At 64.5% G+C, this 25398-nt stretch carries 27 protein-coding genes; 3 read left to right on the plus strand and 24 right to left on the minus strand.

Going from position 1 to position 25398, the window contains the following annotated elements; translation table 11 throughout:
* Window positions 1–5 precede the first annotated feature (5 nt).
* The 14 genes from LB564_RS17200 to LB564_RS17265 form a co-directional block, all read right to left on the minus strand.
* Window positions 6–698 carry an amino acid ABC transporter permease gene (locus LB564_RS17200; RefSeq protein ID WP_224539489.1) on the minus strand — a complete coding sequence of 231 codons (693 nt, stop codon included), beginning with the start codon at window positions 696–698 and terminating at the stop codon, window positions 6–8.
* Between the two features lie 3 nt (window positions 699–701).
* A complete protein-coding gene (locus LB564_RS17205; RefSeq protein ID WP_224539491.1) occupies window positions 702–1367 on the minus strand; it encodes an amino acid ABC transporter permease in 666 nt (221 codons plus the stop codon).
* 68 nt (window positions 1368–1435) lie between these two features.
* The gene (locus tag LB564_RS17210) at window positions 1436–2239 is read right to left on the minus strand and encodes a transporter substrate-binding domain-containing protein (protein ID WP_224539493.1); all 804 of its coding nucleotides are present in this window, start codon (window positions 2237–2239) and stop codon (window positions 1436–1438) included.
* 282 nt (window positions 2240–2521) lie between these two features.
* Entirely contained in the window at window positions 2522–2737 is a 216-nt protein-coding gene (locus LB564_RS17215; RefSeq protein WP_224539495.1) for a hypothetical protein, read from the minus strand.
* Window positions 2734–3489: a COG4280 domain-containing protein gene (locus tag LB564_RS17220; RefSeq protein ID WP_224539496.1), complete on the minus strand. Its 756-nt coding sequence runs from the start codon at window positions 3487–3489 to the stop codon at window positions 2734–2736. The genes LB564_RS17215 and LB564_RS17220 overlap by 4 nt, the downstream gene beginning before the upstream one ends.
* A gap of 125 nt (window positions 3490–3614) precedes the next feature.
* Complete coding sequence (gene phnN, locus LB564_RS17225) at window positions 3615–4244, minus strand: phosphonate metabolism protein/1,5-bisphosphokinase (PRPP-forming) PhnN (protein WP_181173594.1); 630 nt, start codon at window positions 4242–4244, stop codon at window positions 3615–3617.
* The gene (locus LB564_RS17230; protein ID WP_224539498.1) at window positions 4241–5380 is read right to left on the minus strand and encodes an alpha-D-ribose 1-methylphosphonate 5-triphosphate diphosphatase; all 1140 of its coding nucleotides are present in this window, start codon (window positions 5378–5380) and stop codon (window positions 4241–4243) included. Before LB564_RS17230 ends, phnN begins: the two co-directional genes overlap by 4 nt.
* 35 nt (window positions 5381–5415) lie before the next feature.
* Window positions 5416–6123 carry a DUF1045 domain-containing protein gene (locus LB564_RS17235; RefSeq protein ID WP_140703243.1) on the minus strand — a complete coding sequence of 236 codons (708 nt, stop codon included), beginning with the start codon at window positions 6121–6123 and terminating at the stop codon, window positions 5416–5418.
* 153 nt (window positions 6124–6276) lie between these two features.
* Entirely contained in the window at window positions 6277–7089 is an 813-nt protein-coding gene (iolB, locus tag LB564_RS17240; protein WP_224539499.1) for a 5-deoxy-glucuronate isomerase, read from the minus strand.
* Between the two features lie 373 nt (window positions 7090–7462).
* On the minus strand, window positions 7463–7696 hold the full coding sequence (locus LB564_RS17245) for a DUF3329 domain-containing protein (protein ID WP_140703246.1): 234 nt from the start codon (window positions 7694–7696) through the stop codon (window positions 7463–7465).
* 64 nt (window positions 7697–7760) lie between these two features.
* Window positions 7761–8678: a myo-inosose-2 dehydratase gene (gene iolE / locus LB564_RS17250; RefSeq protein ID WP_224539501.1), complete on the minus strand. Its 918-nt coding sequence runs from the start codon at window positions 8676–8678 to the stop codon at window positions 7761–7763.
* Between the two features lie 115 nt (window positions 8679–8793).
* Complete coding sequence (gene iolD / locus LB564_RS17255) at window positions 8794–10644, minus strand: 3D-(3,5/4)-trihydroxycyclohexane-1,2-dione acylhydrolase (decyclizing) (protein ID WP_224539503.1); 1851 nt, start codon at window positions 10642–10644, stop codon at window positions 8794–8796.
* A 36-nt stretch (window positions 10645–10680) separates the two neighbouring features.
* Window positions 10681–12615: a bifunctional 5-dehydro-2-deoxygluconokinase/5-dehydro-2-deoxyphosphogluconate aldolase gene (locus LB564_RS17260; protein ID WP_224539506.1), complete on the minus strand. Its 1935-nt coding sequence runs from the start codon at window positions 12613–12615 to the stop codon at window positions 10681–10683.
* A 155-nt stretch (window positions 12616–12770) separates the two neighbouring features.
* Window positions 12771–13616, minus strand: coding sequence for a MurR/RpiR family transcriptional regulator (locus LB564_RS17265; protein ID WP_140703250.1), 846 nt, complete (start codon window positions 13614–13616; stop codon window positions 12771–12773).
* A gap of 151 nt (window positions 13617–13767) precedes the next feature.
* Here LB564_RS17265 and LB564_RS17270 point away from each other — a divergent pair, with 151 nt between their 5' ends.
* Window positions 13768–14877, plus strand: a complete 1110-nt coding sequence (locus LB564_RS17270; protein WP_224539507.1) for a Gfo/Idh/MocA family protein — start codon at window positions 13768–13770, stop codon at window positions 14875–14877.
* Window positions 14878–14900: 23 nt separating this feature from the next.
* On the opposite strand, the gene LB564_RS17275 is transcribed toward LB564_RS17270, so the two are convergent.
* Window positions 14901–16394 carry a PLP-dependent aminotransferase family protein gene (locus LB564_RS17275; protein ID WP_224539509.1) on the minus strand — a complete coding sequence of 498 codons (1494 nt, stop codon included), beginning with the start codon at window positions 16392–16394 and terminating at the stop codon, window positions 14901–14903.
* A gap of 127 nt (window positions 16395–16521) precedes the next feature.
* Between LB564_RS17275 and LB564_RS17280 the strand changes: the two genes are divergently transcribed.
* Window positions 16522–17703: an MFS transporter gene (locus LB564_RS17280; protein WP_224539510.1), complete on the plus strand. Its 1182-nt coding sequence runs from the start codon at window positions 16522–16524 to the stop codon at window positions 17701–17703.
* Window positions 17704–17728: 25 nt separating this feature from the next.
* On the opposite strand, the gene LB564_RS17285 is transcribed toward LB564_RS17280, so the two are convergent.
* Window positions 17729–18427 (minus strand): helix-turn-helix transcriptional regulator, encoded by a 699-nt coding sequence (locus tag LB564_RS17285; RefSeq protein WP_224539512.1) that lies wholly within the window; start codon window positions 18425–18427, stop codon window positions 17729–17731.
* Window positions 18428–18554: 127 nt separating this feature from the next.
* Here LB564_RS17285 and LB564_RS17290 point away from each other — a divergent pair, with 127 nt between their 5' ends.
* Window positions 18555–19190 carry a LysE family translocator gene (locus LB564_RS17290; RefSeq protein ID WP_224539514.1) on the plus strand — a complete coding sequence of 212 codons (636 nt, stop codon included), beginning with the start codon at window positions 18555–18557 and terminating at the stop codon, window positions 19188–19190.
* Window positions 19191–19227: 37 nt separating this feature from the next.
* Here the strand turns inward: LB564_RS17290 and LB564_RS17295 are convergent, their stop codons facing one another.
* The 8 genes from LB564_RS17295 to LB564_RS17325 all read right to left on the minus strand — a co-directional run bounded on the left by LB564_RS17295 (window position 19228) and on the right by LB564_RS17325 (window position 25325).
* Window positions 19228–20319 (minus strand): 3-deoxy-7-phosphoheptulonate synthase, encoded by a 1092-nt coding sequence (locus LB564_RS17295; protein WP_224539515.1) that lies wholly within the window; start codon window positions 20317–20319, stop codon window positions 19228–19230.
* A gap of 86 nt (window positions 20320–20405) precedes the next feature.
* A complete protein-coding gene (locus tag LB564_RS31495) occupies window positions 20406–20531 on the minus strand; it encodes a hypothetical protein (protein WP_263491087.1) in 126 nt (41 codons plus the stop codon).
* A 203-nt stretch (window positions 20532–20734) separates the two neighbouring features.
* Window positions 20735–21157 carry a type II toxin-antitoxin system VapC family toxin gene (locus LB564_RS17300; RefSeq protein ID WP_224539517.1) on the minus strand — a complete coding sequence of 141 codons (423 nt, stop codon included), beginning with the start codon at window positions 21155–21157 and terminating at the stop codon, window positions 20735–20737.
* Complete coding sequence (locus LB564_RS17305) at window positions 21154–21420, minus strand: type II toxin-antitoxin system Phd/YefM family antitoxin (protein ID WP_224539518.1); 267 nt, start codon at window positions 21418–21420, stop codon at window positions 21154–21156. Before LB564_RS17305 ends, LB564_RS17300 begins: the two co-directional genes overlap by 4 nt.
* Window positions 21421–21534: 114 nt before the next feature.
* Entirely contained in the window at window positions 21535–22329 is a 795-nt protein-coding gene (locus LB564_RS17310) for an SDR family oxidoreductase (protein WP_224539520.1), read from the minus strand.
* A gap of 36 nt (window positions 22330–22365) precedes the next feature.
* On the minus strand, window positions 22366–23361 hold the full coding sequence (gene iolG / locus LB564_RS17315) for an inositol 2-dehydrogenase (protein WP_224539522.1): 996 nt from the start codon (window positions 23359–23361) through the stop codon (window positions 22366–22368).
* A 117-nt stretch (window positions 23362–23478) separates the two neighbouring features.
* The gene (locus LB564_RS17320) at window positions 23479–24246 is read right to left on the minus strand and encodes an ATP-binding cassette domain-containing protein (RefSeq protein ID WP_023772158.1); all 768 of its coding nucleotides are present in this window, start codon (window positions 24244–24246) and stop codon (window positions 23479–23481) included.
* Window positions 24247–24248: 2 nt separating this feature from the next.
* Window positions 24249–25325, minus strand: a complete 1077-nt coding sequence (locus LB564_RS17325; RefSeq protein WP_140703258.1) for an ABC transporter permease — start codon at window positions 25323–25325, stop codon at window positions 24249–24251.
* Window positions 25326–25398: the final 73 nt, after the last annotated feature.

Here is a 25398-nt window from a genome sequence, read left to right on the forward strand (position 1 = left end):
TTCGCTCAGACCGCCGACATCACCAGCGACGTCTCGACCTTGCGCGTCATTCCGGTAGCGAAACGACGCTCGAGATAGCCTGCGTAGAGCGACAGCGGCCAGCACAGCGCGAAGTAGATCAGCGACACCGTGCCGAACACCATCACCGGCTGGAAGGTCACCGTGTTGACCTGCGTGGCGGCGCGGGCAAGTTCGGTCAGGCCGATCAGCGAGGCGATGGAGGTCGTCTTGACGATCTGCACCATGAAGCCGGCGGTCGGCGGCAGCATCAGCCGCACCGCCTGCGGGATGATCACCAGCCGCAGCGTCCTGACGAAGCGAAAGCCGAGCGCGGTCGCGGCCTCCCATTGTCCCTTGGGGATGGCCTCTATGGCGCCACGGAATATCTCGCCGAAGAAGGCGCCGCCATTGAGCGAGAAGGTGACGGCCGCAGCCACCCACGGATCTGGCCGGTAGCCAAGGAACGAAGAACCGTAATAGGCCATGAAGAGCTGGATCAGGATCGGCGTGCCCATGAAGAACTGGATGTAGCCGGCCGCCAGCCAGCGCAGCGGCCGCGCCGGCGCCACCCGGATCGCCGCCACCACGAGGCCGATCAGGCCGCCCCCTGCAAAGGCGATCAAAGCCAGAAGGATCGTCCAGCGGGTCGCGAGCAGCAGGAACATCAGTTCATTGGGACCGAAATCGCGCAGGCTCATGGTTCAGACCTTCCAGCGGAACATGAGCTTGCCGATGCCGGCAAAGAGCAGGCTGGCAGCCTGCACCAGCACGAAATAGATGACGCCGATGACGATATAGACCTCAAAGCTGCGGAACGTCTGCATGACGAGATTGTTGGCCACCGCCGTCAGTTCCTCCGCGGCGATGGCGCCGACGATTGAGGTGCCCATGATCTGCAGGATGAACTGTGCCGACAGCGACGGGTAGACCGCGCGCGCCGCCGGCACCAGAACGACATGGCGGATGATGCGGTAGCGGCTGAGGCCGAGCGATTTGGCCGCCTCGATCTGGCCTTCGGGGATGGCCTCGATGCCGGCGCGCAGTATCTCGGTGGCGTAGGCGCCGAGATGGATCGACAGCGCCACCACCGCCGCCGTGTTGCTCGACAATTTGAAGCCGAACAGCGGCAGCGAGAAGAAGACGAAATAAAGCTGGATCAAGAGCGGCGTGTTGCGGATCAGCTCGACATAGCAGGCGATCGGCCAGGATAGAAATCTCGGGCCGAAGCTGCGGCCGACGGCCCCGAGCACACCGATGACGGTGCCGAACAGGATCGACAGCGCCGCCAGCTGGATGGTCTTCTCCAGGCCGCGCAGCAACAGGTCGAGATGCACCAGGATGGGGCCGAATTGCAGGGCGGTTTGCATAGGCATTCCGTCACGAGGTCAAGAAAGCTTGCCGCCGCCATGCGCGGCCCGCTCATGGAATGAAACGCTCAGAAGACCGGCAGCACCGGCAGCGGCTGGTTGCGGTACTTCATCGACAGCGCGTCCAGCGTGCCGTCGGTCTTCATGGTGAACAGCCAGGTGTTGATCCACTGCCGTAGATTGTCGTTGCCCTTGGCGACGCCGATGCCGAAATAGAAGGTCTTCAAAACGTATTTCTGCTCGAAGGCGTCCCCATTTCCAGCCTTCTTCAAATAGATCTCGCCGTAGTCGCCGCCGCCCATGGCGTCGATCTGGCCCGAGACCATCGCCTGCAGCAGCGAGGAATAATCGTCGAAGCGCAGGATCTCGATGCCTGGATTGGCTTCGGCGGCCTTGGTCAGCAATCCGTCCTCGCCGGTGCCGCGCGTCAGGCCGACCTTCTTGCCGACGAGGTCGGCGACGCCCTTGATCGCGGTGCTCCTAGGCGCGATCACCACCGCCGACTGGCCGGCATAGGGGATCGAATAGTCGATCTGGATTGCGCGCGCCGGCGTGATCGAGAAGATCGAGATCACCGCGTCGACCTGCTTGGTCAGCAGCGCCGGGATGCGGCCGGGCGAAGTGACGGTGACGAATTCGACGGGCACGCCGAGTGCCTCGCCCATCTTGTTGGCGACCTCGATGTCGAATCCGGTCGGCTTCAGATTGGCGTCGAGAAAGCCGTAGGGCGGTGTGGTGGTGTCGATGGCGACGACCAGCTTGCCACGCGCGATGATGTCCTCGACCGACTGCGCCGAAGCGATCGACGGCAGCAGCGCCGACAGTGCCAGCACGATGCCGGCAAGCATCGCGCCCCTCAGGAAAGTCCGCATGTTTTCCTCCCATGCATTTTCTGGCGCCTCGTGGCGATATCGACGGTGCGGGGCGCGTGTGGCCGCCCGACAATTTGAAACGGCTCGCTCGCCGACACCCTTGCAAACCGGAGAGTCAACGGCTCCTCTGCGAGTTATAATGGTATGCTATTATAATGTTATTTGCCTGTCCATGAGCGTTCGAAACGGGAAGTCGCCGCCCATTATGATACCGGTACCATGATTTTTCATTTTGAAGCTGCCGTCAAGGACTTCGCGGGTAAGCCCACCTATTGGCAAGTGCTACCGACGGGTCTGGCGTGCCGCGCGACGAACGCTTTGCAAAAGGATGGCTAGGCAGCCGACCAGCAGCAGCCCACCGCCAAGCAGTGGCGGCAGTGCCAGGAGCTTCACCCCCGCGCTAACGGCGCCCACCAGGACCAGCGCCAGCAGCGCCAGACTGCCGTCGTCGACGAACATGCCGAGGAATTCCCTGGCGACAAGACGGAGGACGTTCATCGGGCGAGCCCTCCGGCGGCTGTGGGATTGGTGCCGCGCAGCCAGCGCACCATGGCGAAGGATGCCAGCGCGACGATGGCGAAGATGGCGAGCAGAGCAAGATCCTCGCCAGGCCAGTCGGCGCCGATGCCTTCGCCGGTCCAGAAGATGCCGAAGCTGGTCAGCATCAGCCCGACCACGAATTTGAGGGCGTTTTCCGGCACGCGCGCCAGCGGCCGGTGGACAGCGAGGCCAACAAGCATCACCAGGACGAAGGCGGCCAGCGCGCCCATGCCGGCGTAAAATGTCTGTCCATGCGCGGCGCCGACGGCGATGACGATGAACACCACCTCCACACCCTCGAGCAGCACCGCCTTGAACGAGGCCAGCCCGGCGAGGTAGTCGGCGCGGCGGTCGTTGGCCTGCCGGTTCAGGGCGGCGGTTTCCTTGGCGAAGGCCGCCTCTTCGTCATGCAGGGCGATGACGCCGACGCTGCGCAGAATGGCTTTCCGCAGCCAGCGCATGCCGAACAGGATCAGCAGCACCCCGACGACGAACTGCAACGTGGTGATCGGGACAAGCGCCAGCAGCGGCCCGAACGCCAGAACCAAAGCCGCTAGGACCGCCAGCGCCAGCGCGGCGCCCGTCAGTGCCGCACGCCAGCTGCGTGTCACGCCGACCGCGAGCACGATGGTGAAAGCTTCGACGACCTCGACCAGGGAGGCGAGAAATGCCGCCGTGACTGTCGAGAGGATGGGTGTCAGTGTCTGCATGAAACTTCCTGTCTGGCTCGACCTCATTTCGAGGTCGCGGATCGTAATCCAGAATCACCCTGTGCGGCCAGCAGCCCGGAGCGTTTCGAGCGACAGCGCAAGCAGGCGAGTGAAACAGGCCCGGATCAGATCAGGCCAGACATATCGGAGAAGGCCATAGCCTTGCGCAGCACTTCGGCGAAGCGCTCGCCGGCCACCTCGCGCGGGCCGCTGTTGTCGATCGACGTCACGCCAGGACCGGACAAGGTCACATTGGCGCCGCGCGCCAGGCGGGCCAGCACTTCGCCGCGCGACTCGCGGCCGCGCATGGCCAACCGCTCGGCCAGCACCTCGGGCGAGGCGGTGATCTCGACAATCGCCAGATTGGCATAGCGTTCGCGCAAGGTGGGGATGATCGCGCGCGACACGTTGGCGACGGCCACGTGGCCATTGGAAACAGACCAGTCGACATCGGCGGGCAGGCCATAGCGCAGGCCATGCGCTTCCCAGGACACGGCGAAGGCACCGTCGGCCTCGGCCTCGGCGAAGGCGGCGTCGGCCAGCGTGTCGTGGTCCTCGCTCGCCGCGTCGCTCGGCCTGGTGATGACGCGGCGCACGAACTCCAGCTGCGTCTCATCGGCGAAAAGCGCCTTGGCGTAGCCGATCACCGTGTCCTTGCCGGCACCGCTGGGTCCGACGACGGCGACGAAGACGCCGTGACGGATCGGAAAGGTCTCGGCGGACAGTTCGCGTTCGATCAAGGCCGACACCATCATGCCACCCGGCGTCCCTGCCGCCAGACGGTGCGCACGACCGGAACGTGATCGTCGACGCGCACCCGCACCAGATCGGCGCGACGGCCCTGCTCGATGACGCCGCGATCGTCGAGGCCGACGGCTTGCGCCGGGTTCTTCGACACCATGGCGACGGCCTGCGGCAGCGAAATGCCCTCGACCATGTCGCCGAGGAAGAAGGCCGACTGGATCAGGCTGAAGGGGATGTAGTCGGACGACAGGATGTCGAGCAGGCCGTCGCTGGCCAAGGTGCGGGCCGAAACATTGCCGGAATGCGAGGCGCCGCGCATGACATTGGGCGCGCCCATCAGCACGCCGAGCCCGGCGGCCTTCGAGGCCCGCGCCGCTTCCTCGGTGGTGGGGAACTCGGCGACCCGCACGCCCTGCTCGATGGCCTCGTCGACATGAGCCGACGTGGCGTCGTCGTGGCTGGCGAGCACGATGCCGCGCTCCTGGCAGGCGGCGGCGATGAAGACGCGGTTCGGTCCTGAATTGCGTGCCGATTCGCCCATCCGCTTCTCGCAGAATTTCTTGAAATCCTGATCCGAGAGCTTCAGCTTGCGCTGGTAGTAGTAGGCATAGGTTTCAAGATTGACGAACTGGCGCTGGCCCGGCGCATGGTCCATCAGCGACGCCAGTTTCACCCTGCCGTCGGTGTCGAAATTGGCGAAGGCCCTCAGGCAATCCGGTGCCGAGACCTCGCAGCGCAGATGGATGAAATGGTCAGCCCGCAGCCGATCCTGCTGGACACTGTCCTCGATCGCGTCGGCGAGCTTGCGGATGTCGTCCGAAGTGAGGTCGGCGTCCTCGTCCATGCCGACGCGGAGCGCATCGAGCACGGTGGTGATGCCGGCGGTCGCCACCTGGGCGTCATGCGCAAGCACAGCGGCGATCGGATTCCAGCGCACCTTCGGCCGTGGCGCGTAGTGGCCCTCGAGATGGTCGGTGTGGAGCTCGACCAGCCCTGGAATGATGAAGTCGCCACCCATGTCCTCGCCGGCCCGGGAAGCACCGGCATCGATGCCGTCGATAAGGCCGTCACGCAGCACCAGCGACCCTTCGACGATCTCGTCGGGAAGAACGATGCGGGCGTTGGAAAGAACGGTCTCGGCGGTCATTGCGGGTAGTCCCTGGTTGTTGCAGTCGGGTTGGTTCAGGCGATTTTTCGGGCCGGGCGGCGTCCAAGCGCGTGCTGGGAAAGCACCATGAACGGCGCACCGGGTTCCGGTTCGACAAACAATGTCAGCGCATCCACCAGCACGGGCTGCCTCAAGACGTCGGCGAAAAGGCCATCGATCGCCGCGCGCAGACGCGGACTTTCCTGCGGCCCGGCCCGGCCCGAGAGGGTCATGTGGAAGCGGAAGGTCTCGAAGACATAGGGATAGCCCCACTGGCAGAGATTGCGGAACTCGGCCGGCTTCAGCGAATCCGGGCTGCGCCGCTCGATCTCGGCCTCGGACAGCGGCGCGCGAAACCGGTCGAAATCGCGCACGACATCGTCGGCGAAGCGGTTGAGAGGAGGCAGCGGCCCCTCCGGCACCAGCGCGAAGAAGCTGTCGATCTGGCTGACGACCAGGCGCGGGATCGTCACGACAGGCGTCGCCTCGGCAAAATGATCGAGCGCCGCGCGCAGCGAGGTTTCTGTCTCGTTGGCGGCCAGATGGAAGGGCGCTTTCAGCGTCGCGTGGAAGCCGTAGCGGCGCGCCGAGGCGGTGTGGAAGGCCACTTCCGCCGCCGACAGGTCGGCCACCGCCTCAACCGGCCTGGTCGCGGCACCGAACGGGTCGCGGCCGAGCCAGTTGGCGGCGATACGCGCCAGCGGCTCGTCCTGCCTGGGGGTGAAATAGATGGCATAACGCATGGGACGTCCTCGTCAGAAACGTTGCCATAGGTGATTTCCATGACGAATTGACGAAGCTTTGACGGGTTTCCGAAGGCAAATCGACCCTCAGGGTCCTTAGCCGACGATTTTTTCCAAACTGGACCAATAGGTTCCGCCCGAAGCGCGGACCGGTCAGGCCTTCATCAACCATTCGTGCTCGGGCGCGTTGTGGAATTTCCACGTCCGCTTCGGTCCGGCCATGACGTTGAGGTAATAGAGGTCGTAGCCATGGCAGGCGGCACAGGGGTGATAGCCCCTGGGCACCAGCACGACATCGCCGTCCTCGATCGCCATGGCTTCATCCAGGGCGCGATGGCCATCCTTGCCGGCGTCGGTGTAGACGCGCTGGAAGGCAAAGCCCTGCGGCGGGTTGAGGCGGTGGTAGTAGGTTTCCTCGAGATAGGATTCGGCGGGCAGATCGTCCTGGTCGTGCTTGTGCGGCGGGTAGCTCGACGTGTGGCCGCCGGGCGTGATGACCTCGACCACCAGCAGCGAGTCGGCCGGCTGGCCCTCAGGCAGGATGTTGGTGACGTAGCGCGTGTTGGTGCCCTTGCCGCGCACCTCCCGGCCGAGATCGTCCGGTCCGATCACCCGGACCGGCAGGCCGCCGCCAAGGCCGGGTGCCGAGCAGACGGCAAGTTCCAGTTCGGTATCGGCCGTCACCGACCAGTCCGATCCCTGCGGCACGTAGACCGACCACGGCTTGCCCTCGAAGGGCGACATGCGCTCGCCGAGCAGGCCGAGATCGGTGCCGCCGGCTGTTGCCGTACCCTTGCCGGTCACGAAGACCAGGCAGACTTCGCGGTCGTCCGACCGTCCCGAGGCGCTTTCGCCCGGCTTCAGCCGATGCAGATCGAAACCGACATAGGTCCAGCCAGCGCTTTGCGGCGTGACATGCGCGACGCGGCCATTGCCCTTGTCGGCCTTGACGAGCAGTTTCGACATTGTTGTTTCTCCTCTTGGATTGGAACTGGCAGTTGCAGCCATGCCGGCGCTTTCACCGGTTGTTCAAAAGAAGCGTCGCAGACGCCTCGGATTGGCCGAGGCCCTCCCAACTTCGTCATCCTAGGGCGAAGCAGGAGCGAAGCTCCGTCGCGGAGACCCTAGGATCCATTCCGTGACCTCGGTCGAAGGGCGCAAGCGGAGCGAGATTCTGCACCGTCGCAACACTTCCATTTCACGGCATGGATCCTAGGGTCTGCGCCGCGTCGCTACGCTCCTTGCTCCGCCCTAGGATGACGAAGCGGGGAGCGTTTTGGCCAATCACCAACGTATGCGATCCGTTGCGCAGGTATCCAATCCACTGGAACCTCTTCCATCATTCCTTCGGTTCGACGCCGACCGTGGGTTCCTCAGGCGTCGCCTTCGCCTCCTCCACAGGCCTGTACAGATAAAAAAACTGCCAGACGGCATATCCGGCGAAGCCAAGCGCAATCACGCCCCAGAATGGCGTGCCGCTGGCGAACTCGATGATCGACCAGATGACGCAGACCGCGACGACGGCGATGCGCCGCCACAGCGGCCGGAAGAACGGGTGTTCATAATCTTTCATCGCGCCATCCGAGAGTTGCTGAACCAGTTCTCAGATAAGCCACCCGAGGCGACCAATCCAGCCTTCAGGCATTCGGGAAGCCCTGCGTCTCGACGGTGTAGCCGGCAGCCGTCATCACCCGCATCAACTCCTTGTGGCCGACCTGCGCCATCTTGAGCGGCGGGTTCTTCCTCGGATCCTGTTCGGCCTCGACCACGAACCAGCCTTCATAGCCATGGTCGGCGAAGCGCTGCACGATGGCGCCGAAATCGAGCGAACCGTCGCCCGGCACGGTGAAGGCGCCGAGCGCCACGGCGTCGAGGAAGGACTGTTTCGTACGATCAAGCTTGTCGATCACATCCATGCGCACATCCTTCACATGCACATGGCTGATGCGCTTGTGGTGGTTGTCGATGGCGCGCAGTACCTCGCCGCCGGCAAAGGCGAGGTGTCCGGCATCGAGCAGCAGTGGGATGCCTTCGCCGGAATGGCGCATGAAGGCATCGAGCTCCGGCTCGGTCTCGACCACAGCCGCCATGTGATGGTGATAGGACAGCGGCATGCCTTGCCCGGCGCACCATTCGCCGAATTCGGTCAGGCGCCGCGCGTAGGCCTTCATCTCGTCGCCCGACAGCTTCGGCTTGATGGCGAGCGGCTTGGAGCGGTCGCCCTGGATCGAGCGGCCGACCTCGCCATAGACGATGCAGGGCGCGTTGACCGCCTTGAACAGGTCGATCATCGGCTGGATGCGATCCTTGTTGGCGGCCATCTCCTCGTCGACCAGCGTGCCGGAAAACCAGCCGCCGCATAGGGTCACGTCGGCGGCCTTCAGGATCGGCAGCATCACCTTTGGGTCGTTGGGAAAGCGCCGGCCCATTTCCATGCCGGTGAAGCCGGCCGAGCGCGACTGGCGCAGGCACTCTTCCAGCGACACGTCATCGCTCAGTTCGGCAAGATCGTCGTTCCACCACGCGATGGGGGACATGCCCAGTTTGGCTTTCAAGTCGTCACTCCGGGTTAGAACTGCTTGTTACCGTTGGTTGGCGCTGCCCCTCATCCGCCTGCCGGCACCTTCTCCCCGTAGGGACGGGGAGAAGGCAGGAGCTTCAGCGCCGGCGTCAATCGCCGACGCTCTGCATTTGCCGCTTCTCGTCATAGGCCTTGCGCGCCGCGTTCACTTGGCTGCGCGCCGATACCTCGGGCACCGCCACGTCCCACCAATGGCCGCCGGCATCGGTGGAAACCAGCGGATCGGTGTCGATGACCAGCACTGTGGTGCGGTCGTTCTTTTTCGCCTGAGCCAGCGCTGTCTCCAGTCCGGCGATCGACGAAACCTTTTCGGATATCGCGCCCATGCTGGCGGCATGGGCGGCAAAGTCGACATCGGGCAGGATCTCGTGGCGCGAGTCCTTCAGGAGGTTGTTGAAGTTGGCACCGCCGGTCGCCATCTGCAGCCGGTTGATGCAGCCATAACCCCTGTTGTCGAGCAGCACGATGGTCAGTTTCAAACCGAGCATCACCGAGGTGGCGATCTCGGAATTCAGCATCAGGTAGGAGCCGTCGCCGATCATGACGACGACCTCCTCGCCGGGCTTGGCCATCTTGGTGCCGAGCCCGCCGGCGATTTCGTACCCCATGGTCGAGAAGCCGTATTCGGCATGGTAGGAGCCGGGCGCGCCCGCTTGCCAAAGCTTGTGCAATTCGCCGGGCAGGCCGCCGGCGGCATGCAGCAGCGTCACGCCTGATCCCATGGCGCGCTGCACGGCGCCAATCACCTGCGCGTCGGAGGGGAAAGCGGCGTTGGTCGATGCCGTCACCTTGGCGGCATCGGCCTGCCAGGCCGTCTTGCCGGTGGCCGCATTGTCGGTCCAGGCGGCAGGCGCCTTCCAGCCGTGCAGCGCGGCGCCGAGTTCGGCGAGCCCTTCCGCCGCGTCCGCGACCAGCGGCAGCGCCCGATGCTTGCCGGCATCGAAAGGCTGAACGTTGAGCCCGATGATGGTCTTGCCGGAATTCTTGAACAGCGCCCACGAGCCGGTGGTGAAATCCTGCAGGCGCGTGCCGATGGCGAGCACGACGTCGGCCTCTTCCGCCAGCCGGTTGGCGGCCGAGGTGCCGGTGACGCCGACCGCCGCCATGTTGAGCTTGTGATCGTCCGGCAGCGAGGACTTGCCGCCTTGCGTCTCGCAAACCGGAATGCCAGCGCCTTCGGCGAATTTCGCCAGTTCGTCGGAAGCCCGCGAATAGAGAACGCCGCCGCCTGCGATGATCAGCGGCTTCCTGGCGCCCTTGAGTGCGGCGACGGCCGCCGCCAGTTCGCCACGGTCGGGACGCGGCCGGCGCTGGTGCCAGACCCACTCGGCAAAGAAGCTCTCGGGATAGTCATAGGCTTCGGCCTGCACGTCCTGGCAGAGCGACAGCGTCACCGGGCCGCAATCGGCCGGATCGGTCAGCACCTGCATGGCGCGGCCGAGCGCCGGGATGATCTGCTCCGGCCGGGTGATGCGGTCGAAATAGCGCGACACCGGGCGGAAACAGTCGTTGACCGTCGCCGTGCCGTCGGAAAAATCCTCGGCCTGCTGCAGCACCGGATCGGGGATCCGGTTGGCGAAAACGTCGCCCGGCAAAAACAGGATGGGCAACCTGTTTACATGGGCAAGGGCCGCCGCTGTCACCATGTTCAGCGCGCCCGGGCCGATAGACGAGGTCGCGGCCATGAAGCGGCGGCGGAAATTGGCCTTGCCATAAGCGATCGCCGCATGCGCCATCGCCTGCTCGTTGTGGGCGCGGAAGGTCGGCAGCTCGTCGCGCACCTGGTAGAGCGCCTCGCCGATGCCGGCGACATTGCCATGGCCGAAGATAGCCCAGACGCCGCCGAAGATCGGCACCTTGGCGCCGTCGATCTCGGTCATCTGGCGGGACAGGAAGCGGGTCAGCGCCTGCGCCATCGTCAGGCGGATTGTCTTGCTCATGGTTGTTTCCTCCGCAGTCCCTGTGTCGCGGCCTTCTTATGCCGCCTTGCGGCCGCGCGCGGCAAGCCACGCTTCGGTCAACTGTTCGAAGCGCGAGGCCATGTCGGCGACGGCCTCGTCATCGGACATCTTGCCGGAGAGCCACTGTTCGGCGGCATGGACGAAGATGGTGCGGCCGACGGCAAAGCCCTTGACGATGGGCGCCTTGGCGGTGGCGGCAAAAGCCGCCTCCAGCTCGTCCTGCGGCGCCTCCAGCCCAAGCAGGACGATGCCGCGGCACCAGGGATCGTGCTTCAGGATCACCGCCTCGATCTTGGCCCAGGCGCCGCTCGACGCCTGCGGCTCGAGCTTCCACCAGTCCGGCTTGATGCCGAGCGCATAGAGTTCCTCCAGCGCGCGCGGGATCGTCGTGTCGTCGAGCTTGCCATGCTTGCCGGCGATGATCTCGATGAGAAGTTCCCGGCCGACCTTGCGCGCGGCCTCGAACAGCGCGCGCAGCTTCTGCTGCTGCTCTTCCTTCAAGGCCGCCGGATCGTCGGGATGGTAGAAGCACAGGCACTTGATGCAGTGATCGATCGGCCATTCGGCGAGTTGAGAGCCGATGTCCTGCGAGAATTCGAAGCGCAGCGGCCGCGAACCCGGCAGTTCCACCGGCCGGCCGAGCCAGGCGAAGGGATGCCTGGCGAATTCGAACATCGCCTCGCGGCCGTGCTTCTCGTCGATCAGCATGCCGTAGCCGTCGCGGCCGGCGGCGACCTTGGCCGCCGCCTTGACCGCCAGCACCTTGAAATCACGGATGCGCGCCGGATCGGCGCCGGTCTTGGCCGCGACGTCCTCGAGCTGCACACGGTGGTCGCAAGCGAGCGCCATCAGCGAAGGGATGTCGCTGCGGCGAGTGGTTGCCCAATGGATGTGGTTGATCGCCTCGTCCATGCGCAGCGCGCGATGCTTGCTGCCGTTCTTGAGGAAGAACTGCAGTTCCTCGAAGGTCGGATATTCCGGCGCGCACAAGAGCCGGGACACGGCGAAGGCGCCGCAGGCATTGGCCCAGGTCGCCGCGGTTTTGAAACTTTCGCCACCGAGCCAGCCGCGCAGCAGACCGGACATGAAGGCGTCACCTGCGCCCAGGACATTGTAGATCTCGATCGGGAACCCCTCGCCGACGATGCCGTCCTCGAGATCGTCGCTGGTCGGCCCGTCATAGACGATGCAGCCCATGGCGCCGCGCTTCAGGACGATGGTCGCCGAGGACAGGGCGCGGATCGTCTTCAACGCGCTCAGGCAGTCATCGGCGCCGGACGCGATCATGATCTCTTCCTCGGTGCCGACGATGAGATCGCAATCGGGCAGCACCGTCTTCAACTGGGCCGAGACCCGGTCCGACTTGACATAGCGCTCAAAACCTTCGGCATGACCGGCGAGACCCCACAGGTTCGGCCGGTAGTCGATGTCGAAGACAACCTTGCCGCCCCTGGCCTTCATGATACGGATCGCCTTGCGCTGGGCGGCGTCGCTGTTGGGGCGGGAAAAATGCGTGCCGGTGACGACGATGGCGCGGGCCGAGGCGATGAACGCCTCATCGATATCCTCTTCGGCCAGCGCCATGTCGGCGCAGTCGGCGCGGTAGAAGATCATCGGCGAGACGCCTTCGCTCTCGACCGAGAGCAGAACCAGCGCGGTCAGCCGCTCCTTGTCGGTCTTCAGCCCGTCGGTGTTGACGCCTTCGCGTTTCAGCTGTTCGCGGATGAAGCGGCCCATCTGCTCGTCGCCGACGCGCGTCAGCAGCGCCGAGCGCAGGCCGAGCCTTGCCGTGCCGACGGAAATGTTGGCCGGGCAGCCGCCGACCGACTTGGCGAAGGAGGTGATGTCCTCCAGCCGCGATCCGATCTGCTGGCCATAGAGGTCGACGGACGCGCGACCGATGGTGATGACATCGAGCGGCGCCTGTCTTGCGTCCACGGCTTCGCTCATTGGAACCTCCCGTCGGTCTTGTCGTCATGGACAACATTGTTGGGTAACACGCGCGAGCGGCAGCGTGGCGCCGGGAATATGAAATAATAATTCCAATCCATAGTCAATATGGAATGAGCGTTCCCTTGGCTAAAATCGCCTTTTTGGATGTCAGCTCAGGCCTTGCGCTTGCGGCCCACGTCGCGCCGCTTCTCGCCGACGCCGACCGTCAGCGCCATGGCCAGCGCCATTGTCGCCGACAGCGAGCGGAAACCGGCGAAATCCGCCTCGGCAACCTCGAACCAGACCCTGGCGAACTGGGCCAGCGGCGAGAATGAGCTGTCGGTGATGGCAACGATCGGCACGCCCTGCTCGGAAATGGCGCGCGCCTCCTCGATGGTGGCCGGCGCGTAGGGCGAGAAGCTGATGGCGATGACGGCGTCCGCCGGCGTGGCGAAGCCGACCATCTCGGCATTCAGTCCGGCGGCCGATTCGATCAACTGGTTGCGGATCTTCAGCTTGCCCAGCGCGTAGGCGATATAGCTCGCCACCGGATAGGAGCGCCGCTTGGCCAGGACATAGATGGTCTGCGCCTTCGCCAGCAGCGAAATCGCCTCTTCCAGATGCGCGTCGTCCAGCGTGCGGGAAATGTCGTTGAGCGAGGTGCTGGCGGCGGCGATGAACCCGTCGAAGATCGCCCGGTGGCCGGCGCCGCCCTCGGCCTTCGCGCGCAGCGCCTGCAGCCGCTCGTCATAGGAAGAGTTGCGCTCGCGCAACCGCTCGCGGAATACCTGCTGCAGGCTGGTGAAGCCGTCGAAACCGAGTTGCTGGGCGAAGCGGATCAGGGTCGAGGGCTGCACGCCGGCCGAAGCGGCGATGCTGGCGGCGGTGCCGAAAGCGATATCGTCGGGATTGTCGAGCGCATAGGCGGCAATCTGGGCGATGCGCTTGGGCAGGCTCTCACGCCGGTCCAGGATCGTGGCGCGCAGCGTCTCGAAGTCGCGAGGTACCTGTTCGTCCATCGTTCTCCGCCCAAGCCTGTCTGGAGGCCCTCTGTGCCCCATCATAGCGGGCCTGCGCAAGAACGCCATAAAAAATGAGACAGACATTCCATTCCAGAGAAAAATGGACTAATTCATCCACGCAGTATCTACGGCAGCGGAGGAACGAAAAATGGTCGGCGTCGGTCTTATCGGCACGGGCTTCATGGGCAAATGCCACGCCATCGCGTGGAGCGCCGTCGGGGCCGTCTTCCCCGACGCGACCAAGCCACGGCTCGTCCATCTGGGCGAGGTCAACGAGGACCTTGCCAGGCGCAAGGCCGGCGAGTTCGGCTTCGCCAAGGCGTCGGGCGACTGGCGTGCCGTGGTCAACGATCCCGAAGTCGACGTCGTCTCGCTGACGACGCCCAACCAGTTTCATCCCGAAATGGCGATCGCCGTCCTCGAGGCTGGCAAGCATCTGTGGTGCGAAAAGCCGATGGCGCCGAGCTTCGCCGAGGCCGAGGCAATGGCGGCCGCGGCCAAGACTTCAGGCAAGATCGCGGCGCTCGGCTACAATTACATCCAGAGCCCGGCCATACGTCACATCGGCGCGCTGCTCGACGAGAAGATCATCGGCGAGGTCAACCATCTGCGCATCGAGATGGACGAGGACTTCATGGCCGACCCCGAGGCGCTGTTCTTCTGGAAACACGAGGCGACTTCCGGCTATGGCGCGCTCGACGATTTCGCCGTGCATCCGCTGTCGCTGGTCTCAGCACTGTTCGGCCGCGTCGCCAGCGTCATCTGCGACATGGCCAAGCCCTATGCCGACCGCAAGCTGGCGCCAGGCGGGCGCCGCGCGGTCGAGACCTACGATATCGCCAGCGTGCTGATGCACCTGGAAAACGGCATTGCCGGGACGCTGCTGGTCAACCGCTCGGCCTGGGGCCGCAAGGGGCGCATCGCCATCCAGATCTTCGGCTCCAAGGGCTCGATCCTGTTCGACCAGGAGCGGATGAACGAATTCCAGCTCTATTTGACATCGGATCGCCCGACCGAACAGGGCTATCGCACCATCCTGGTGGCGCCGCAGCACAAGCCTTATGACCTTTTCGTGCCAGCGCCCGGCCACAGCCTCGGCTTCAACGATCTCAAGATCATCGAATGCCACGAATTGCTGACACGGCTTGCCGGCAAGCCGGCCCGGCTCATCGAGTTCGCCGAAGGGCTGGAGATCGAGCGCACCGTGCACGCCATGGCAAAGTCGTTCGAGGAAAAGCGCTGGGTGGATGTGCGGTAAGCCGAGCCAGAAGGCAGTCATGCCTATGCCTGCCCAGATCGCCCTTGAAGGACGGCCTGGGCCAGTCGCCTGACACCAGGCGCCGCATCCTCGCGATGCAAGGCGGAGAAGCCAAGAAGAAGGCCGTGACCTGCCACCGGCGCAAGGTGCATCGGGGAAACCGGCAGCACGGTTACGCCGGACCGGCGCGCCGCTTGTGCGATCGAAACATCGTCAAGGCCCTGGGACAACCGCGCGAACAGGTGGACGCCTTGCATCGGCACTTCAATCGCGATGCCCGGCTGATCGACAAATTGTTCTCGCAAAAGCGTCACCAACATGTCGCGCGACGCACGATACGCTTCCCGCAGCCGCCTGAGGTGGCTGGAAAAATGCCCCTCGCTCAGGAAGTCGGCGACCACCAGTTGATGAAACGGGGCAGGAAAGCGGTCGATCAGCACACGCATCGCACGGAAAGCCGGCACCAGCTCTGCCGGGACCACCAGGTAGCCCAGCCGAAAACCTGGCAGCAGCGCCTTGCTGAAGGTGCCGAAATAGATAACCCTGTCGTACTCGTCGACGCCTTGCAGCGCCGCCAGTGGGCGATCGTCGTAGCGAAACTCGCTGTCGTAATCGTCCTCGAGAACCCACGCCCCCTTGGCCGCGGCCCAGTCGATCAAGGCCAGGCGGCGCGCCATCGAAAGGACCGTGCCTGTCGGATATTGGTGTGACGGCGTCACATAGACGGCCCTGACGTTTTCTCCTCGTTTGGCCAGCAAATCCACATTGATCCCTTGCCGGTCAACCGGGACAGGAATGGGCTCGGCGCCTCCGGCCGTAAAGGCCAGACGCGCCGGCGGATAGCTCGGATCCTCGATCGCAATCGTGTCTCGCGGGTCGATCAGGGTACGAATGGCAAGGTCAATCGCCTGCTGGGAGCCGGACGTGATGAAGACGCGGTCGGGTTCGCAGCGTACGCCCCGGGCTGCCGCAAGATAGGTCGCCACCTCACGGCGCAGACGCTCCTCGCCTTGCGGATCCCGATAGTGATCACTGAGCGCTTCGAGATGGCGATGGCCTATGCGTTTGAGAACGGCCCGTGTCCTGTCGTCCGGTTCGGCCCGACCGGTGGCGAAAGGGACCTGGGGCTGCGGGTCCAGCGACGGGTTTCCGATGACCGAGCGTGCGGCGGACGAGATATCGCTCTTTGCCGTTGACCGACTGGTCCGGCGCGTGCGCTCCGCCCGCCCTGGGACATCGGCCGAAACGAAGGTGCCGGAGCCATGGTGGCCTACGACATAGCTCTCGCTCAGCAACGTATCGTAGGCCTCGACAACGACACCGCGCGAGACGCCCCACAACCCGGCCGCCGCCCGCGTCGAGGGCAAGCGTGCGCCGGCTGGCATCCGGCCGGAGACGATCGCGTCGCGCAGGGCGAAATAGAGCTGCCGGCCAATCGAGGCCCGCGACGCGCGGTCGATGGCGATGTCGACCAGATGCGTGGCGCCTTCGTGCCGGCGCGATGCCTTTTCGGCCATGGCGCTCCCCAAGTGGTCCCCGGTCTCCATTTCAAGAGGACGTGTAAATTGATCGAAATCCAAGAGATCACTGTACCACATTTGTCCTGGATATGCAGGCCGTCTTGATTGGAAAGGGGCAGCTCCCATGCGCAGCGCACACGCCTATCTGCTTTTTTTCGCCACCTTGCTCACATCGATGGGCTATGGCGCCACCTTCCTTCTCACGGAGCATTTTCGAGCGCTCGGCGGCAGCGAGATCCAAACCGGCACGACGCTTGGCGGCGCCATGCTGGGGACACTTGTCGGCGTTCCCCTCGTCGGCTGGCTCGCCTGGCGTCTTGGCGCGGGCCGCATGGCCGGACTTGGCGCGGTGCTGGTTGCCGGCGGCTATCTCGGCCTGGCGTCCCTGTCGGCGCTGACGCCCCTGATCAGCGTTGCCGGCTTCTTCATCGGCCTTGGCTGGGGCATTTTCTTCCTGGCCGCGCCCATGGCGCTTTCCATGCGCGTGAACGATCAGGATCGCGGCTTCTGGTTTACGCGCTATGGTGCGTTCCAGATGGGTGGGATCGGCTTGAGCCCGATCGCCGCAACCGCGCTGATCAACGATCTCGGCTTGACGACCGGGCAGGCCTTCGGCGCCGTCGCCCTGGTCTGCCTGGTTGCCGCATCGCTTCTGATGGTGTTTGAAACCATCGCGGTACGGCCGCTTGCCGCGGCGATCAAGGCCGCCGGCAATGATTGGGTGCGGGCACTGCCGGCGTTGCTGCGGACGCGGGCAATGTACCCCATCCTGATGGTCGGGCTTGGCGCTTGCGTGTTTAGCGGGCTGCTGACGTTTCAGACGTCGCTTGTGCGCGGCACCGGGCTGCAGGCCAGCACCTTCTTTGCCACCTATGCGATTACCGTTGTTGCATCCCGGTTCCTGCTCGCACCGGTGATCGGTCGCGCGAAGGGCGATCATGTCGCGATCATCCTGCTGGCGGTGATGATCGCCGGCGTCATTGTCGCCTTCGGACTCACCTATGGCGTGGTGATCCAGATCGCCAGTGCGATCCTGCTGGGTGTCGGCTACGGCCTGGTCTATTCGGTCATCCAGACACAGGTAGTGAACGACGCTCCCGCCGAACACCGAAATGCCGCGCTGACATGGTTCGTCGTTGCTTATTTCCTGGGTGTCTTTGGTTTCCCGGTGCTCGGCGGATGGCTGATCGTCCGTGTAGGGACCAATGAATTTCTGATTGCGGTCCTCCTGTTTGCGATGGCCGAAATCGGACTGGCGCTGCTGCGCGGACAGCGTCTTGCCGCCGCGGGCGCCGAGGCGACATGAGGGCTGCTGCCCTCGCGAGGCCACCTCAGCCGCAGACAGCCGTGTTCGTCTCCCAGCCATTGACCCAGATTTGCCGCAAGCGGTCGCCTTCGCCCTTGAAGCGTAGGCCGGTCGGCTGGCAGTCCTCAATGCGGTCGCTGCGGAAATTGCGGATCGCCTGGCGCAGCTCGCACCAGGCAACGATGTTGGCGGTTTCGGCGTAGTAGATCAGCGCGATCGGGCGGATGAGCCGCTCGGAGGCGCGGCCTGCTTCGTCGCGATAGGATAGGTCGAGCTTTTCCTCGTCGCGGATGGCGCGGCGCACCAGCGCCAGGTCGATCGTGCCGGCGGCGGGCGCGGCAAAGCCCCAGGCGTGCAGCGCATTGGCGTCGAGCGTCTGGCGCAAGGGCGGCGGCACGGCGCCGGCGATCTTGGCGCTGACGCGCTTGGCCGCCTGCTTGAGCTCGTCATCGCCGGTGCGTTCGAGCAAAGCCAGCGACAGCACGATCGCCTCCATCTCCTCGATCGAGAACATCAGCGGCGGCAGGTCGAAGCCGGGACGCAGGATGTAGCCGATGCCGCGGCCGCCCTCGATCGGGACACGCATGGCCTGAAGGGCGGCGATGTCGCGGTAGATCGAGCGGATCGTCACCTCCAACTGCCCGGCAATCGTAGCCGCCGTTACCGGCTGCCTGGCCAGCCGCAGGATCTGGATGATCTCGAACAGGCGCGAGGCCTTGCGCATTTCTCTCACCGGCTGCGATCACAACTGACACATCATCGTCAGTTGGCTCGATCTATAGCATCGCCCATCGGCTTGAAAATCAACAAATTCCTTGGCGGCATGCCGACAAGGGCGACAGGCAACTGACATGAGTTACGCGGAAAATCTCTGGCTTTTCTTTCTTCTCCTGTTCGGCATCATCGCCGTTCCGGGCATGGACATGCTGTTCGTGCTCGCCAATGCGCTGACCGGTGGACGCGACAGGGGCCTGGCCGCGACCGGCGGCATCATGGTCGGCGGCATGGTGCACACGCTGAACGGCGCCGTCGGCGTCGGCCTGCTCATGCATTTCGTGCCTGTTCTGTTCAAACCGCTGCTGATCGCCGGTGCCGCCTACATGGCCTATATCGGCATCACGCTGATGCGCAGCTCCATCACCGTCGGTCATGAAGGGCCCGCCGGCAGCCGTTCCGCATGGAAAGCATTTCGCCAGGGTTTCGTGACCTGCCTGATCAATCCGAAGGCCTATCTCTTCGTGCTGGCCGTCTACCCGCAGTTCCTGAAACCGCACTACGGTCCGATCTGGATGCAGGCGACGATCATGGGTCTGCTGACCGTGCTGACGCAAGCCGCGATCTATGGCGGGCTGGCCATTTCAGCCGGCCGCAGCCGCAGCCTTCTGATCGCCAATCCGCGGGCGACCGCTCTTGCCGGCCGCGCGGCCGGGCTGCTGCTGTTCGTGGTCTCGGTCTTCACCGCATGGGAGGGGCTGAGGGCGGCGTAATCCCAGTCAGCGCCGCCCTTCCCGCATCGCCATAATATCAGGCGGCGCCCTGACGGCTGTCCAGCATGGCGCGCCGCGCCGAGCGGCGCCATTCGACGGCACCGGCAAGGCCATGCAGCACCGTTTCGGTGGTCGCCCAGTCGATGCAGCCATCGGTGATGCTCTGGCCGTAGGTGAGCGGCTGGCCGGGCACGACATCCTGCCGGCCGGCGACGAGATTGCTTTCGATCATGACGCCGATGATGCGCTCGTCGCCCGCCGCCACCTGACTCGCCACGTCAGCCGCCACCTTGGGCTGGTTTTCCGGCTTCTTGGCCGAGTTGGCGTGGCTGACATCGATCATCAGGCGCGGCGCGATGCCGATGCGGGCGAGCTCCACCGAGGCGGCCTCGACGCTTGCCGCGTCATAGTTCGGCTGAACACCGCCGCGCAGGATGACATGGCAATCCTCGTTTCCGGTCGTCGCCGCGATCGCGCTGCGTCCGCCCTTGGTCACCGCCATGAAATGGTGAGGCTGGGCGGCCGACTTCACCGCCTCGCCGGCGATCCTTAGATTGCCGTCGGTGCCGTTCTTGAAGCCGACCGGGCAAGACAGGCCCGAGGCCAGTTCGCGATGGATCTGGCTCTCGGTCGTGCGCGCGCCGATGGCGCCCCAGGCGACGAGGTCGGCAATGTATTGCGGCGTCGTCATGTCGAGGAATTCGGTCGCCGCCGGCAGGCCGAGATTGTTGACGGCCGAAAGCACGTTGCGCGCCATGCGCAGCCCCTTGTCGATGTTGAAGCTGCCGTCGAGGTCGGGATCGTTGATCAGGCCTTTCCAGCCGACCGTCGTGCGCGGCTTCTCGAAATAGACCCGCATGACGATCTCGAGCCGGTCGGACAGGGCCTCGCGCAGCGCCGCCAGACGGCTGGCATAGTCAACGGCCGCGACCGGATCGTGGATGGAACATGGGCCGACGATGACAACAAGTCGATCGTCGGCCCCCGTCAGGATGGAATGGATGGCGTTGCGCGAGGCGGCAACGGTGCGCGTCGCCGTGAGTGAGCGCGGTATCTCGCGCATCACCTCTTCCGGCGTGCTCAGCAGTCTGAGTTCCTTGACCCGAAGGTCGTCTGTGGTGGTCAACACGGCTTTCTGCTCCTGTTTGGGAACCTGCCGGCTGAAACAAAAAAGCCGCCAGGTCTGGCGGCTTGTCGGACTGTTTGCTGCAATCTTCAGATCGAGCGCAATCCTCCCGCCGCCAGCGAGCTGCTAAAGTACCAATAGGTGGCGGTCAGGTGGATCATGCCGTCCATATAGTCGAAGCGGCGGCGTTTGTCACGTGCCTTGGTAACGGCCAATGGGCCGAACTCTCGCGATTTTCGTCATCCCTGGGCGAAGCAGGAGCGAAGCTCCGTCGCGCTGCGAAGCAGTTCCAGGGGTCTGCGCCGCGTCGCTGCGCTCCTTGCTCCGCCCGTGGATGATGAAGTCACAGGCGTCTTCGCTAACACCTCCAATCCCAGCCACGCGATGACGTCGCTGGCGACCTGCCGTGTCGAGTCGTTCATCCGGCCCAGGGGTCGATCAACTCAAGTCCAAAACCCTCGAAATCCTTCGTATTGCGCGTTGCCAAGGTCAGTTGCCCCGCGATTGCAGTGGCTGCGATGAGGCCATCCATGGAAGACAGGCCGCGACCGCTACGCTTGGCAAGGCCCATCAAGTCCCCCCAGGCCAAGGCAACCGCTTCGTCCACCGGCAAAACCCTCTGCTCGAAGCGCTGCGGCAGGTCTCGGGCGAGCCATTCGGCCAATGCCTCGCGTTTGCGACCCTCATCCATGAGGGCGACGCCGCGCCGGATCTCGGCGATAGACACGACACTGATGAATGAATGATCCTCGTCAAGCCCGTCCAGCCACTCCAGAACGCGTTTGTCGGGCGACGGCCTCGTCACCTCGGACAGGACATTCGTGTCGAGCAGCAGCCTCACAGCGGCAGGTCACGCGGTTCGTCGCGCTGACGTTCGAGGTCGAGATCCGCGCCGCGCAGCGGCGAGTCCAGCAGGAACTCCGCAAGCGTGCCCTTGCGCGCGGTCTTGCGCTGCCATTCCTCGGCCGAGACGACAACCACGCTTGGTTTGCCGTTTCTGGTGATTGTCTGCGGCGACGACTGCGCGCGCTCGATAACCTCCGAGAGCCGGGCTTTTGCTCCAGCGACCGTCCAGTTGGTACCTTCCTTGGGTGCGGACAGCATTTCAATCCCCATGACCAGTCTGACTATCTTGACTATATGGGAATGGCGATGCGCCGGCAACAAGGGCCGACGCATCGCGAAGCGGCTTCTGGATGAGAGACTATTCGGTTGCCGCTATTCCGGCGACGACCCCGCAACGCTCTGGTCGTAGTCGACCAGCGATCCGGTCATGACGCCCGATTGTGGGCTGACCATGTAGCTGATCAGCCGCGCCAGCTGGTCCGGCTTGACCAATTGGCCCATCGGCTGCGCCGCTTCGGCCTTCGCCAGCCAGTCGTCCGGTGCGTCGTGCCATTTCTTCTGCACGATGTCCTCGCCTTCGGTGTCCATCCAGCCGGGCAGCACGGCGTTGCAGCGGATGCGGTTGAAGCGATAGGCGTTGGCGACGTTCTTGGTCAGCGTCATCAGCGCGCCCTTGCTGGTCGAATAGGGCGTCAGGAAGGACTGGCCGGTATGCGCCGACATCGACAGCACGTTGACGATCGAGCCGGGGGACTTTTTCTCCAAGAGATGCGCCACCACGCCCTGCATCAGGAAAAACGGGCCGCGCACATTGGTGTCGAAGATCTGGTCGAAAAGCTGTTCCGATGTATCGACAAGCGAGCCGCGCGCAGAGGTGGCGGCGGCGTTGACCAGCGCGTTGATCGTACCGAAATGCGAGAGCGCGGTGGCGACCGCGCGTTTGCAGTCGGCAACATCGGAAACGTCGGCGCTGATGAAGATGGCGTCGACGCCTGATTTCTTGAAATGGGCGACAGCCTTGTCGCCCTTCTCCTGGGAGCGGCCGATGAGCGCCAGCGCCCGGCAGCCCTCGTCGGCCAGCGCCTCGGCGACGGCGAAGCCGATGCCTTGCGCGCCGCCGGTGACGATGGCGCGTGTGTTCGAATTGCGATCGGCGGATGCGCTCATCGCTGTGCTCCTACCTTGGGTCCGAATTTCTGGTTCTTACTTGTCGAGACGAACGGTCATGCCCGTGGTCGCCGACTTCAGCGCCGCATCCGCCAGCCTGAGCGCCACGAGGCCGTCCGCGCCGCTCGGCGCCGCTTTCTTGCCTGATGTCGCAGCGGTGATGAAGGCGGCGATCTCGAGGGCATAAGCGTCGAGATAGCGGGTCATGAAGAAGTCGTGCAGCGGCGGGCGGGTGTAGCCCTTCTCGTTGGCGAGTTCGATCGACACCGGGCGCTGGTTTTCGGCCGCGACCATACCCTTCGAACCATGCACCTCGATGCGCTGGTCGTAGCCATAGGTGGCGCGGCGCGAGTTGGAGATGACCGCCTGCTTGCCCGATGCGGTCTCGAGGATGACGCTGACCGAGTCGAAATCGCCGGCTTCGCCGATCTTCTTGTCGACCAGCACCGAGGCATGGGCGCTGACCGCGACGGGCTCTTCGCCGAGCAGGAAGCGCGCCATGTCGAAATCATGGATAGTCATGTCGCGGAAAATGCCGCCGGAGCGCGCGATGTAGTCGAGCGGCGGGGCGCCGGGATCGCGCGAGGTGATGGTGACCATCTCGACCGTGCCGATGGCGCCGTCGTCGATCGCCTTGCGCACGGCGGCGAAATGCGGATCGAAGCGCCTGTTGAAGCCGACCATCAGCGTCGCCTTGGCCTTGTCGACCACATCAAGGCATTTTTCGACGCGCTTGACATCGAGATCGATCGGCTTCTCGCAGAAGATCGCCTTGCCGGCCTTGGCGAAGCGCTCGATCAGATCGGCATGCGTGTCGGTCGGCGTGCAGATGACGACGGCGTCGATGTCTTTCGATTTTTCGATAGCGTCGATGGTGCGCACCTCGGCGCCATAGGCGCTCGCCAGTTCGCTCGCCGCCTTCTCGAAGGCATCTGCGACGGCGACCAGTTTTGCCTGGGGGTTGGAACCCACGGCGCGGGCGTGGACCTTGCCGATGCGGCCGGCACCAAGGAGGGCGAAGCGAACAGTCATGGAGATCTTCCTCTAGGGGATGGGTTCGAAGCACGGCGCCGGTCATGGGCGCTGGATGATTTTCCGGTCAAGACAAATCGACGGGAAGGCGATGACCATCGCCTCCGCGCCCGGCCCTCAGGCCGCGAGTTCCGCCTCCCCGGTCTTGGCGCCGGTGATGTAGGATACGATGTCCTGCCCGTCGGTGTTCTCCTTGCGCAGATTGGCGACGATGCGGCCGCGCCGGAACACCACGATACGGTCGCAAAGGTCGAACACCTGGCGCATGTTGTGGCTGATCAGGATCAGCGGCTCGCCATTGTCCTTCAGCGTGCGGATGATGTTTTCGACCTGCGCCGTTTCCTGCACGCCAAGGGCCGCCGTCGGCTCGTCCATGATGATCAGCTTGGAGGCGAAGGTCGCCGTCCTGGCGATCGCCACGCACTGGCGCTGGCCACCCGACATATGGCGGATGGTGTTGGATAAATTGGGGATTTTCACCGCCGTGCGGACCAGCGCCGCCTCGGTCGCCTTGCGCATGTATTTACGGTCGAGGATCGAGAATGGCCCGAGATTGAACAGCACCTTTTCGCGGCCGAGGAACAGGTTCGACGGCACGTCGAGATCGTCGGCCAGGGCCAGGTTCTGGAACACCGTCTCGATGCCCGCCTCGCGCGCCTCAATCGGGCCGGCGAAGTTCACTTCCTTGCCGTCGAACCAGACCTGGCCGCTCGTCCGTTGCTCGACGGCGGTGATCTGGCGCACGAAGGTCGACTTGCCGGCGCCGTTGTCGCCCATGATGGCGACATGCTCGCCCTTGCGCAGCTCGAAATTGGCGCCTTCGAGCGCGTGCACGCCGCCATAGCGCTTGGTGAGGTTTTCCGTCTTCAGGACGATGTCTGACATGGTCAAGCCCTCAATGCCCGCATGCGCTGGCGCCACTGGTCGAGAACGACCGCGCCGACGATGATCACGCCCTTGACCATCTCCTGATAGTAGGCGTCGAGGCGCAGGAAGGTGAAGCCGGAGATGATGACGCCGAAGATCAGCGCGCCGATCACCGTGCCGATGATGGAGCCACGGCCGCCCGACAGCGAGACGCCGCCGATGACCGCCATGGCGATGGCGTCGAGTTCGTACATCACGCCCATGCCGGCCTGGGCGGTGAGGTTCTTGGAGGACAGCACCACGGCGGCGAGCGCGGCGAGAATGCCGGCGATGACATAGACGAGGATCTTGTGGTTGGCGATCTTGATGCCCGACATGCGCGCGGCATCCTCGTTGGAGCCGATCGCGTAACAATGCTTGCCATATCGGGTGTAGGTCATGATCAGCTGGAACAGCACGGCCAGCGACAGGAAGATGATGACCGGCATCAGGCCCTTGCCGATTGCCGCGAAACTGTCCGTGGGAAACGAGATCGGCTGCCCCTTCGACCACCATTTGGCAATGCCGCGCGCGGTGACCATCATGCCGAGCGTGGCGATGAAGGGCGGGATGCGCGTGTAGGCGATCAGCGCGCCGTTGACGAGGCCGGCGAGCAGGCCGCAGCCGATCGCCACCAGCACCGGCACGATGACGGGCAGGTCGGTCCAGCCTTGCGCCAGGAACATGGCCTTGGGGTTGGGATTGCCGTTGACGGTCGCGACCTGGGCGAAGCTCATGGCGATCATGGCGGTGGCGCCGACGATCGAGCCCGAGGACAGGTCGATGCCACCTGTAATGATCACCTGCGTGACGCCGATGGCGATGATGCCGACGATCGACACCTGCAGGATGATGATCTGCAGGCGCGCCTCGTTGAAGATGCCGGCGACGTCGGCGCGGGTATTGAACAGGAAGGAGTCGCCGAGGAAGACCCGGCCGATCAGTTCGAAGATGACGACGAGGATGACGAGCGCCAGGAAGACGTTGAATTCGGCCGGCCATGTGCGCTTCCTGGCGTCATAACCGACCCCGCCGACGCCGTGAGATGTTTGTGCCAATCTTCTATCCTCCGTCAGCCGCGGTCGTTCCTCGGGCACCGGTCGGCGTCGAGGGAAAGGGAGCGGCGCTGTC

It is taken from the genome of Mesorhizobium sp. ES1-6 (assembly GCF_020164775.1).
Classification (GTDB): Bacteria; Pseudomonadota; Alphaproteobacteria; order Rhizobiales; family Rhizobiaceae; genus Mesorhizobium.